The organism is Marinomonas sp. MED121 (assembly GCF_000153025.1).
In the GTDB taxonomy this organism is placed as follows: domain Bacteria; phylum Pseudomonadota; class Gammaproteobacteria; order Pseudomonadales; family Marinomonadaceae; genus Marinomonas.
On the sequence record NZ_CH672434.1, the window covers coordinates 25,182 to 37,734 of the forward strand.

Sequence of the window (12,553 nt, forward strand, 5' to 3'; positions counted from 1 at the left end):
ATCTACTCCTAAGGTGTCACATTGTTAACAAATCGAGGGTCTCTTGAGACCAACGAAAATAATGATTATTGATGCCACGATATTGGCTTTTTGGGTATTTCAAGGTGTGCTTAACTTGCTGGTAATAACTTGCCTGACACGCCTCTTTGGTATGCAAGGCCGCTTGATAAGCACTTTGATCAGCCTGCATACTAAACTCGCTTAATGAGGCTTGATTAAGGGCATGCAGGGCTTTTTGCCCACGGCTAATCAACAAGCAACCAAGCCGCCCTCCGCCCCCTAATGTCAGCAACAACAAGGGGCCTTTTGCTAATGCAGCTTGATAACCTTGCAACTCAAACAGTGGCTTTAAACTTAAAAAGTGTTGCTGTCCTTGCTCTGCGCTAGCCAGCCAAGCACTCATTGCAAAGGGCCCTGTCAGGCGATGTTTGAGCGCCAGTTCAAGTTTTTTCCCCCACAATGAATTAATGGCAAAAGACACCGTTTGGGTATTTTTTGGCAAGCGTTTGATATAGCGCTCAAATTGCAGCAGCAACTTTTGTGTGCCTGACATACCAAGTGGCTGAGAGAGAATGTCACACTGCATTATGATGGTGTCATTGATCTCAGCCTGCTTTTTACGCAGCAAGCAAAGACCCACACAATTAAGCACAGTTAAACCATCCTGAGCGATTTCATTCCCCACCCCAAGGGAGTTTAGACACGCCTGCTGTAGACCTTGATCTAGCTCTAGGGCGATCACCAAGCAGTCTTGGTTTTGAGATTGACTGGCCTCAAACACCGCCGCATGAAAGCTGGTACAAGCGGCACTGACAAAACGAAGTTGGCAGCCCCGTGTCACTAAATCACGGGCAAATTGACGAATGCTGTCATTCATTAATGGCTTTATTTCACCGGCACTAATCAGTAACACCTGCTCAGGGACAGAAGGCAATTTGTTCAATTGAGCGCTTAACTGGGCTAAACCATGCTTCACCGACAGCACCTGCTGCACCCATAAGGTGTCAATCACCAAACTCTCATTCTCTACTGCACTAGTCATATAGGCTCAATTCCATAGTCTGCTAAAGGGGCGATTAACTGAGCAAAACGACGCTGATTTATTCCCTTATCACCCTGGCTATAAAGGCTAATTCTCATTTGGTTATGCCCCTGCTCAAGTTGATATCTGAGCAAGTGATCATCAATCACCAAAAGATGAGCCACCTGACCTTTTAAACGTGCCACCTCAGGTGCCACGTCTTGCATTAGCAGCACATTGGCCTGTAATAAGTCCGCCGGTAATCGCATCCCCCCTGGCATAGACAATCGAATCAGAATGCACAGATCTTCTGACCAGAGTTGATTGGCGAACTTCACCAAGGCATCTAGAATTTGATAATGCTCAGTAAAATTGAGAAAGATAGGGGCATCGCTAGCGGGTAATTCAGCAAACACCTCAAAATCATTTTCACTTTCAAGGGGCATATACCTTGCCAAGGCAGCGGATAAGGCCCCTTTAAAAGGCACTCTGGTGAGCACTCCGCTAAAATGCTGCTCTGTCAATCGACTCTCATCAGACATAAGCGGCCTCCTCATTTAAAATAAGTTGGGTATGCTGATTCACTACCACTTCGGCCATGGCAAAATAACCATTTAGTGCTAATGAAGCGGCCATGTATTTTTGATCCTCAAGGGGCGGATTCTCTAGGCTATGACACAAGATTGAGAGCCAAGGGTCAGAGCCAAAACAATGCCCCCATCTATGATGCAAATCGGGTAAACGCCATTGTTTAGCAAGCAACTTATTGAACATTTCTTGAATGTGTTCAGGGAAGAAAGGCAAAGCCAAGCAAACATCCTCTTTCCCTGTGACTGTGCGCCTGACCACTGTGGCAAACTCTGCCATCGAGTTATGCGTTAAAGCACACTGGGTGATAAGCTCATTGGTCACCTCTTTGGTCACTTCCAATAAAATAGTCGTGACCCCAAAGCCTGACTCATGCCAATTCTCGTTGTAGCGCCAAAAAGTTAAATCATAGAAATTAGCATCCAAAATACTCACCAAAAGAAAGCGAGATTGTTCAGGTTTGGCATAGTTAAGGTAATGACGTAACGAATACCCCCATGAGGCGCACTCATAAGCATTAATATAGGTATCTGGGTTATTCAAACCTTGCTGAGTTAGCTTTTGTGCGACCTCAGACCAAGCAATATCCCCTGTCGTAAAAGGCAACTCGACCATGGTTGAGCATAAAAAATGCCGTTCAATTTGTGCTTTCTCTGCCTCAGTTAATTGGCTAAGCACCTGCTCAGTTTGCGCTTGAATAAGCCCGCTTACCCAATCAAAACTTTGACTGATAGCAGGCCTTTTAACAGACTCAAATAGACACGCCTTGATCGGCTGAAAAGCAACACTTCTTAGGGTTAAAGCACTCATCGTCTTGCCCTTTTTTGCTTAGCATAAATTTCCAAGAAACAGCGATATGAGCTGCCTTCCATCTTGGTAAAGCCCAGCAGATCCCGCTGATCCTCAAAGCGCTTCACCTTGTTACTGGCGACAACATGGGCCAAGAGTTCATTACTGGCAAACTTAAGCGCTAAGACCTGATCCACACTGTGAATAGAAAAGTCTGGTTGCGCCAAAAATTGATCCGCATAGCTTTGAATAAAGCCAATGTGGCTGGCCAATGTGTCATCCATTAACAACCTATCTTGGTGAGCTAGCCACAAAAGATGATTCATTAAGGCTTTAACAAAACGTGGTCTCACTAAGGTTAAAAAGCGATTAACACTGGCCATGCCGCCTTTTTTCAAAAGCTGATCAGGTGTCACTTTAAGCTCACCTTTGACATTGCCAAGCTGCAAAGCCCCATCAAGGTAGCTAGCACCTACCTTTTCTTGTAATAAGGACTGACTTTGCTCTGGGGTTAACATCAAGGTTAAGGGATAAGGTTTGCCCGCTTGTTTAACAACCAGCATCACAAAACCTAAATCTTGCGCCTCTATGCCCCATTTTTTATTGACGCTTAGATTAAGCATGCCAGCCTCATCTGGGCTCACGGATAGCTCGGTTGACCAGTTAGCTAAGCTAGGACCGCCAGCATCTGTCATTAAAAAATGGCCAAAAATATCTTGCTCAAGCCAAGCATCCACTTGCGCCTGCTGCTCATCCGTTGCTGTCAGATTAAGCATAATGGAACCAAACAAACCGATAATTTGATGAAATTGAGGTCCAAAACCGGTTTCTTTCACTTTTTCGGTGAGCTCATCAATGACAAAGGTTTGTTCAAACTGAGGTAAAGGCTGTTTGACCTTGGCAGGTACCATAGGCAAACGCTGACTAAAGTTATCTTCAATGAGTATTTCTGAGTCCAATAAGCCTAAACAGGCTTGATTAATGATCTGCAGTAGCCCTTGCGGTATAGGGTCGTAGCAGCCTAAAGGGTCACTAATAAAACCGCCAAATAGTTGAGATAAATCGTTCATATTAATGGCCTATTCGATAATGTAGGTTTTCGCTTGGGGAAGCTTTAAAAACGGTGTCATGGTATAGCTGGCGTTATAAGCACCACAGTCAGCAAAGACACAGATATCTCCCGCTTCAGGCCTAGGTTGATCATCATTTTGCTTGCCAATCACATCATCTTTAGAACAAGAGCTCCCCACATAAGTACAGGCGCCTTTATCCGAGACATTCGTAGCTTCTGGACCAGCGGTTTGATGCGCTTTATCCTGCTCAGTGTCGGCCCCTTGATTTGAGGAAGCATCCTGCCCACTTTCAGCGGCCACTCGCATCTCGGATTTACGCCAAAGCAAAGGCTGCTTTAATCGTCGAAAGGCATTTTCTGTCTGGGCTAATAAGAAGTTTTGATTAATGCCACCATCGCAAATGGCAAAAAAGTCTTTTTCAATTTGCTTGGTGTAGCGCACTCGCGTGGCAAAGTAACCGGCGCTTGCCATCAAGCCGCGCCCCGTTTCATGGGCCAAGGTAATATGGCTAGGGAACTCTTTTAATAACGCCCGATAAGCCTCAAAGTCGAAGGGCTGGTCTTGCCAATGATCGGAAAAACCGCCACCTAAATTAACAAAACTCAAGGGGCTGCCATAAAGTCGCTCAACTTCTTGCAGTATCGCAATGCCTGCAATAGCCGTGGCAGTGGCGACCTTGGCAAAGCTATAGGAACCATTAAAAAGATGAAAACCTGCCAAGGGGATTTGCAAGCTTTTGCAGCGCGCAATCGCCTTTTCGACTGTGTCCCAATCCATGCCAAATTGGTCAGCACGCACCCCAGGGTGATGCTCGTTAAAACGCTTTAACACAGACGAATTAAGACGCAATAAAATAGGCTTTAAAGGGCGTTTACCAATAAATTCTTCTAGGGCATCAAGTTGGATTAGGTTATCCACTATGATGGTTGAGCGTGATGCGACCGCGGCTCGTAAGAACTTCTTGTCGGCTGATGGGTTATTAATGAATTTTTCACTGTCTCCCCCAGCGACCAGATTCAACTCTCCGATTGATGCGACCTCAATCCCACCATCAAGATAATGGCTCGCTCGCATCAATAAATCGGCATTATTATTTGCCTTCATAGAATAAATCAGTTTGGTACCTAGCGCGCTTGTCAGGGCTTGATAATTGGCCGCCACCTGAGAAACACTATAGAGATAACACGGGGTTTCTATTTGCCCACCATTAGCCTGTAACAAGGATAAAATCCTATCCATTTTGCTCACCTTTTATTCTTTTATTAAAGCGTTATGCTCAAGTGTCAAAGACATGCACAAGCCGTCATGGCTTAGTTAACAGGCCTTAAGACACGGTTATTATTTTAAGTAGGTAAAACTAGGTACTAACCTGATTCTTATCTTTTGATGTTTAAAAATTGATTGTCATTGGATAGCGTCAGCTGATAGACAGGTCTGCGATTAAACGCTGTTTATCAACTTTTGCATTTTGGGTCAGGGCAATTTCATCAATAAAGATCACTTGCTTGGGACGATAATGGGTATCAAGCAACTCACTCAACCACACCTGAAATTGGGTTTGATTAGATTCACTTGCATCAATCAATTGCACATTGAGACAAGCAATTTCATCTCCCCACTTATCCTTATGGGGGACGATGGCGCATAAAAAGACATTCGCATGTTGTTCTATTTGAGCTTCCAATTCGGCCGGGTAAAGACAGAATCCTGCCTGCTTGATTAAATCTTTCGAACGCCCTTTGAAATAGAAATACCCTTCTTCATCCTGGCTAAATAGGTCACCGGTTGCTAACCAATTATCATCTCGATAATCCCCATTAATCACGGCAGCTCCTGCGTTGCCAGTACCGAAGTAACCTTGCATCAAGCTGGTGCCACGAATAAAAAGTTCACCCACCTCACCTTGCTCAACTTCCTCATACAAGGCCTGCTTCACTCCCTCCAAGTGGTTATTTTGCTTGAATATTTTGGCTTCCAACCCAGGTACAGGGATACCCACCGAGCCTAACTTTCTAAGGCTCGCTTCTGCAGGTAAATACAAGGCTCGCTTACATTCAGTCAGGCCATACATGGCGAAGATTTGCAGCTGAGGCAGGAGTTGCTTGAGCGTTCTAATATTATCTTCAGCCAGATGCCCCCCCGTATTGGTTAGCTTCATCAGATGGGGTAAAGGCTTTTTGAAGGCTTTTATGAGCTTTGTTAAGGCACTGGCCATGGCAGGCACGACAGGTAAGAGACTAATTTCATTTTGCTCAAGGCATTTAAGCACTTTAATTGGATGAAACTCCTCTTCAAACAAAGTGAGTTCACAGTCATACGCCAAGCTAAATAAAACCTGATACAAGCCATAATCAAATGACAATGGGGATAAACATAAAATATGCTCATCAGCACTTAGCGCAAGATAATCACCAATGGACATCATCGCATTAAGTACATTGGTATGACTGAGCATGATGCCCTTAGGTTTACCAGTACTGCCTGAGGTGTAAATGATGAGGGCTAAATCAACACCGGTAATACGTCGCTCTGACTGACATGCAAACCTAGGCCCTCGGGAGTTTTTTGTTTCTGTTTCTGTTTCTGTTTCTGGGCCTTGATTTACTAAAACAAGATCATCTTTATTGAGGCAAAAACGCGCGCCGCAGTCTTTAGCAATCGCCAGCTTAGCGGCTTGAGACATAGTGTGGCGAACAGGAACAAGTACAGCCCCCTTAGCCCACAGATAAAACATACTTGCCAAGGTTTTTGGGCACACTTCATCCATAACAAGAACAGGTTCGCCAAATTGAAGTGGCTGGGCATAAGATGAAAACGCCTTGTCTAAGTACTCTGTATGCGTTTTAACAGAATCAAGATTAAACAACTTCTCACTTGGATAACATGCGATCCTTCCTTGCCATCTATTTTCCATTAGCTTGGTATATAGATCTGCCAATGTGTACAACATATACGTTACTCCCTTAAACCTGACTCGCTTGCATTTGCCCTTAACATGCTCAAAACCTTTGCTATGAGAACATGATGCCAACCTAAATAGGATTGATATAAGCAATCAAATATTAAGTTGGCGACAAAAATGACTACGAAATCCATCCAGATAAGATGTTAAATCGAAATTTCGAAATATTACTTAAGATCTTGTTTTTGAAAATCATTCTTAATTAGCTAATTATTTAAACATATCTAAATTAGCCGTTCGCTTAATTTCGATTAAATTAAATTTGATAAAATATTTTGTCAATAGCGATAAAGATCAAATAAACCATCAAAACTTTAAATAAAAACTTAGAGCGGCTTTTATTAATTAAATCTTAAATAACAAAAATCATTTTTTATTAAAAGACTAAAGACAAAATATTTAAATCGTTAACTTATCAGCGTTAACTCTCTATATTTTTTTGTAGTGAAAAATTAAACTATCTAGTTTCAATGAGTTAGATGTTTCCGTTAAGGTTAACTAAGAAGTTTTAAACTGGCCTTTTAGTCAGCTTAAAAAACACTTAAGAAGTGTAAGTTTTGTTAAAAAATTTGTCCGAATCGAGCATAAATTACACTTTTCATACATGATTCAATCAATCAGAAGTAAGTTATAAAAAAATTATAATTTTTTTGTTATTTTATAAAAAAATCTCTTCCCTTCTCATTCGTATCAATATAATTGACTCATCTTGGTCTACTTGCCCTAGTCTTACATGCTAAAAAAAACGATTTTTTATACTAAACGACATAAAAAAAACATATTCAATGCTTGCAGAATGCATATATAACATTGGTTAATTTTCAATAAATCAATTAAAGATTAAAATATAAACCCATTGGTATCACATTTTGATTTTGAATCTATATTCAAAGAAAGAGGTTTAACAAAAATTTAGTTTCATTTGAAAGAAAATAAAACTATAACTTTCGTTATATTATATTATTCAAATATTGAATATAACTCATAACTAGACATTGAATACAAATACAAGTTTTATTTAGTGAGGAAGAAACTTAATCCTAGGAAAGTGATAAATAAAAGAGATTAAAACGAAGAGGCAAAGATGGAGAATCGATCTCGTTTTCCATCTTATAGTTTGGGGGAATGAGTACTTACTTTTAATTAAGCAATTGACGTTGAACTAGGAGTCCTGCGAATAAGTCCTCCCGCTTCAGCGTGTGGATAAAAGCTGCTAGATTTATAACGTTTCCCTAGTAAGGGGCGTTGAACTAGCCAAATGATTTGGGGGTGCCATTAAAATATCGCTTAAACTCTCGGCTAAATTGAGTAGGACTGGCATAACCGACCAATGAGGCAGCTTCACTCGCACGCTTTCCTTCTAGTACGATAAGGTCTTTGGCCTTAGTCAGCCTGACCTTTTTGAGATACTGCAAAGGCGTTTCAGCCGTGACTTCACGAAATGCTCGATGAAAGCCTGATAGACTCATATGCACCTGCTCAGCTAAGTCCTCAACTCTAATCTCTTTAGCATAGGCTTGATGAAGATGATTAAGCACCTTAGCAATACGGGCATAATGCCCATCATGTTGGGCTAAATCGAATAAGACATGCCCTCTTCGTCCAAGCAAAATACGATAGATAATTTCTTTGAGAATATCTTGCCCTAACACCTTGGCATCCCTATCACAATGCAACACCTTTAATAGACGCTTAAAGGCATCATCTAGATCTTGATTAATACTTTCAGACTGTATACCAAGCTCCAAAGGCCCTTTGTCCTTATCATAAGGAAAAGACAGGGCATGCGTTTGATTTGCTTGGTTCTGGAAAAAAGCCGTTTGATTTAAGTGGTTCACCAAATTCTGCAAGACCTGAGCATCGACCTTAATCGACAAACCTAAAATGGGTAGATCCGCTTCTATAAAGGCCTCACACTCTAATGGCATAGGCACACCCACAACCAGATAATTACCTGCACCATAGGTGACACTTTGCTCACCAAGATAAATTTTTTTATTCCCTTGACCCATAACGATAATGCCAGACTGATAAACAAATGGCTGTTTCGCATTCCCTTTGGTACTGCGAAAAAAGCTCACACCTTCCACTTGTGTCGCAAAAGAACCATCTAAGGTGTTGAGTGATTTCGCCTCTGCGAAGGATTGCATAAGGTTAGCAAGCTGGGTCATGGTGTCTCTAAGCGTCTTCTGTAAGTGCCATCTAATATGACAGTATGATTGGATATGAATTTATGCAGAATATATTACCCAAAACAGAATTAGGCAAGTTTTATACATAATATGATCTATTTAAGTCAATATCATATTGATATTATGCAATCATAAAATAAAACAAAGGCAGTCACTTTAACCGCAAAGTGTCCGTCTTTGTTCGTTATCAGAAGACTCAAAGAGGTAAAAGATGGAATTTTCATATGTTAACCAAACTCAAATACATTTTGGCAAAGGTCAAATAGCCAGCATCAAAAATAGCATTCCTAAAGACCAAAAAGTACTCATGCTTTATGGTGGTGGTTCTATCAAAAAGAACAGTGTCTATGATCAAGTTGTCCAGGCCCTGGCTGAACATGATTGGCTAGAATTTTCAGGCATTGAGCCTAACCCAACCATGGAGACCTTGGATAAAGCGGTTGCTCTCGCAAAACAAGAAGGGGTTCAATACATACTTGCAGTGGGCGGTGGCTCAGTCATTGATGGTTCAAAATACGTTGCGGCTGCCAGCTTGTACCAAGGTGAAGGTTGGGATATCTTACAAGGCAAATATCAAGCTAAAACAGCCCTACCGATCGGTGCGATTCTCACCCTACCTGCCACGGGTTCTGAATCTAACCCGGCTGCTGTCATTACCAAAGCCGCCACTCAAGAAAAGCTGTCTTTTTATAACCCTATTGTCAGACCGGTTTTTGCCGTACTTGATGCTGATGTCATGAAAACACTGCCTGAACGCCAACTTATTAATGGCTTACTTGATGCTTGGGTTCATGTCTGCGAGCAGTATCTCACCTATCCAACAGGTGCCATGGTGCAAGATGGTTACGCCGAGACCTTGCTTAAAAACTTATTAGCCCTTGCAGCTGGCTTTGAAAACAGAGACACAGATAACTGGCGTGAAAACCTGATGTGGACAGCAAACCAAGCGCTTAACGGCTTAATCGGCGCTGGTGTTCCTCAAGATTGGGCAACCCATATGATAGGTCATGAATTAACCGCCTTATATGGCGTTGATCATGCTCGCTCTTTAACCCTGATTCAACCAGCGCTATTACGCAACCAACTCACTGCTAAGCGTGCCAAGCTAGAGCAAATGGGACAACAGGTTTTTGGTCTAGCAGCGAGTGATGACCTTGCAGTTAAGACCATAGATGCAATAGAGAACTTTTATTTAAGCCTAAAAGCCGATACTCGCTTTAGCCCAGAAGGCGAAGATAAGACCAGCAGCATCGAGCGCTTGATGAAACAAGTTGAGGCCCATGGGCTATTAGCCATTGGCGAGAATCAGGCGATTACACTCAAAGAGATTCGTGAAATTTTAAATTCAGTGATTAAATAATCGTGCTTATCAAAGTGTTATTTGTTGATTGATACGTTTTTCGATTTATCTTATAGATTCACAAGGCTTCTTCGGAAGCCTTTTTTTGCCACTCAATTTAATAGGGTCAAGATCAAACATAAAAGTAACACCTTGTTTGACACTTTTTTGTGTAAGGCTATAAAGATTGGACTAAAAAGAGGTAACTTAATCGCAGTATCCTTAGATCGCAGGTTCCTCAACTTTATGCCTGTGTAAAAACCCATGGCTTAGCTATTAAACATACTTTCATAAGGAGAGCTATCAGCAGAGATTTGATTGCGCCCCTTGGCTTTGGCCACATACAAGGCTTTATCACTGCGACTAATCAGTTGTTCCCAACTCATATCATCCGCTCTCACTTCAGCACAGCCAACACTCACAGTGACCACACCATAATGGCTTTTAGCGTGTTTGATTTGCAGATTTTCAATCGACAGTACCATTTTTTGGGCTAAGGTTATGGCTTTATTTAGGCTGCTTTCAGGTAACACACAAATAAATTCTTCCCCGCCATAACGGTAAATCTTTTCAGATTTGTTGAGATTATCCTTCAGACAATTGACCACGTTAATTAATACATTGTCACCCTCTTGATGCCCAAATAAATCGTTATATCTTTTAAAATAATCCACATCAAATAGCAGTACAGCGTAATTTTGGCCCTCTTCTTTGAATCGAGTATGCGTTAGATTTAGGTGTCGCTCTAACCCTCTGCGATTACCTATGTTTAACATCATATCCAGCATGGCTAACTCGTTAAGGTGTCGATTTGCCACTTCTAATTTTAGGGTTCTTTCTCTGACTGTTTTTTCAAGATCTTCATTCAACTTTTGAATTTTTTCCTGATTCAACGTCTGTTCCGTTATGTCCACATGGGTACCAACAAAACGTTTTGCAATTCCCTTTTCATCCCTTACGACAACACCCCGAGTCAAAATATGAACAAGATGCCCGGCCTTGTGTCGCATACGGATTTTATAGCTAAAAGCATCTTTATCGGACAAGCGAACCGCTTTAATTTCTTTTTTTAGGTACTTATAGTCTCCCTTATTCAAGAGCCTAAAATAGGTACCTGACTCACTGTCGAGCTCATCTTCTCCATAGCCCAACATATTTTTCCAACGAGGCGAGTAATAAACATCGTTATTGAGTAAATTCCAATCCCATAGCCCATCATTTGCCCCTTTCATTGCTAACTCAAACCTTTCTTCACTGATTTCAAGGCGTTTTTGTCTATCAAGAATCACAGTCGCCATTTGGGCAAAGGTTTCAGATAACTCACTTAGCTCACCACTGCCTGACTGTTTACTTTCTATGGCGTAATTCCCTTCTTTTAGGCGATTAGCTTGGCCCATAAGACGACCGATAGGATCTGTAATTGCTTTAGCAATCCAAATAGCTGCAAACATAAACACACATAAAGCGATCATAAAAACAACCACATAGAGGCTTTTTAAGTCATAGGAGACTTGGTTTACATCTTTTTCTGACACCATCAAGGCAATGGAATATTGACTTGATTCAATCGGTTGGTAAAACAAATACTGAATGTCGCCTGTTTCAGCAAGTTCAAACTCAGTGATGCCAGATTTTTTTTGCAGCATATCCCTGTGCGCTAAATGAAGAGCCGTTTCAGGCTCATTATTGATGCTATACGCTTTAGATATAGGTAAGCCTTTCTCATCTTTAATGACATTTCCTTGAGCATCTTTTTTAAGATGCACCAGCTTATTTTTATCCCAGTGATACCAATAAGTGCCACTATCACTGATCAGCATAATTTTTGGTTGCCAACTATATTGGGAAAAAATTTTCTGTGATAAATCCGTGATCAGCTTAGAAATTCTGGCCCATTCGATGGATGCCCCAATCATTCCTTTAAGCTGATTATTGTCATCAAAAACAGTGCTAGCAATAATGAGCTGACTAACCCCCGTTGTATAAGAAATAATGGGATCTGAGAGATAAGTGACTTGTGTTTTCGATACATTATTACCGACAGTTTCTTGCCAATATTGTCGGCCAGTTAAAAGCTTAGGGGATGAATTAGGGTCATTGTCATCAAAACTGCATTTATAGTTTAATGCTGGATTTCCACATGCTGTATTGTATAAATGTCCATCGATATCACTGACAAGAAGTTTTTCATAACGCCCATTCTGACGTAAAAACTCTTTTTTAAGAAAAGGGATAAAATTAGCAGGCTCCATGGATTTAACCTGCTCAACCTGCGCATATATTTCAACTTCACGAATGCTAGTATAAAACTCGTCAGTGAGTTTACTTGACATAAGTTGCATGTAATTTTGAATGGTTTGTTTAGCACTTTCTTCTGCATCATTGGTGACATGCCAAAGTACGAAGAAAACCATAAGGGAGACAGGAACAAGCGTAGAAAAAATTAAGGATAGCGATATTTTGTATCTTAAGTTCATATGATTGCTCACACATAATGGCTAGCAGCAGACCTTTGCAATCAATTGAATCCATTCATTACCATAAATAATTTAATGCCTAAAGATAATCTAACCTAAAAGGCACTGTCCA

9 protein-coding genes are annotated in these 12,553 nt (G+C 41.2%); 1 reads left to right on the forward strand and 8 read right to left on the reverse strand.

Going from position 1 to position 12,553, the window contains the following annotated elements; translation table 11 throughout:
• Positions 1-16 precede the first annotated feature (16 nt).
• From MED121_RS21150 to MED121_RS21180, 7 genes are all read right to left on the reverse strand, one after another.
• Positions 17-1,042 carry a hypothetical protein gene (locus MED121_RS21150; RefSeq protein ID WP_009836058.1) on the reverse strand — a complete coding sequence of 342 codons (1,026 nt, stop codon included), beginning with the start codon at positions 1,040-1,042 and terminating at the stop codon, positions 17-19.
• Entirely contained in the window at positions 1,039-1,563 is a 525-nt protein-coding gene (locus tag MED121_RS21155) for a hypothetical protein (RefSeq protein ID WP_009836057.1), read from the reverse strand. The genes MED121_RS21150 and MED121_RS21155 overlap by 4 nt, the downstream gene beginning before the upstream one ends.
• Positions 1,556-2,419 carry a hypothetical protein gene (locus MED121_RS21160; RefSeq protein WP_009836056.1) on the reverse strand — a complete coding sequence of 288 codons (864 nt, stop codon included), beginning with the start codon at positions 2,417-2,419 and terminating at the stop codon, positions 1,556-1,558. The genes MED121_RS21155 and MED121_RS21160 overlap by 8 nt, the downstream gene beginning before the upstream one ends.
• Positions 2,416-3,468, reverse strand: a complete 1,053-nt coding sequence (locus tag MED121_RS21165; RefSeq protein WP_009836055.1) for a hypothetical protein — start codon at positions 3,466-3,468, stop codon at positions 2,416-2,418. Before MED121_RS21165 ends, MED121_RS21160 begins: the two co-directional genes overlap by 4 nt.
• Before the next feature lie 9 nt (positions 3,469-3,477).
• Positions 3,478-4,710 carry a PLP-dependent decarboxylase gene (locus MED121_RS21170; RefSeq protein WP_009836054.1) on the reverse strand — a complete coding sequence of 411 codons (1,233 nt, stop codon included), beginning with the start codon at positions 4,708-4,710 and terminating at the stop codon, positions 3,478-3,480.
• A gap of 178 nt (positions 4,711-4,888) precedes the next feature.
• A complete protein-coding gene (locus MED121_RS23930; RefSeq protein WP_050764637.1) occupies positions 4,889-6,421 on the reverse strand; it encodes a class I adenylate-forming enzyme family protein in 1,533 nt (510 codons plus the stop codon).
• A gap of 1,262 nt (positions 6,422-7,683) precedes the next feature.
• The gene (locus MED121_RS21180) at positions 7,684-8,604 is read right to left on the reverse strand and encodes an AraC family transcriptional regulator (protein WP_009836051.1); all 921 of its coding nucleotides are present in this window, start codon (positions 8,602-8,604) and stop codon (positions 7,684-7,686) included.
• A 232-nt stretch (positions 8,605-8,836) separates the two neighbouring features.
• Here MED121_RS21180 and MED121_RS21185 point away from each other — a divergent pair, with 232 nt between their 5' ends.
• Positions 8,837-9,985 carry an iron-containing alcohol dehydrogenase gene (locus tag MED121_RS21185; protein WP_009836050.1) on the forward strand — a complete coding sequence of 383 codons (1,149 nt, stop codon included), beginning with the start codon at positions 8,837-8,839 and terminating at the stop codon, positions 9,983-9,985.
• A 248-nt stretch (positions 9,986-10,233) separates the two neighbouring features.
• On the opposite strand, the gene MED121_RS21190 is transcribed toward MED121_RS21185, so the two are convergent.
• A complete protein-coding gene (locus MED121_RS21190; RefSeq protein WP_036181473.1) occupies positions 10,234-12,441 on the reverse strand; it encodes a diguanylate cyclase in 2,208 nt (735 codons plus the stop codon).
• Between the last annotated feature and the right edge of the window lie 112 nt (positions 12,442-12,553).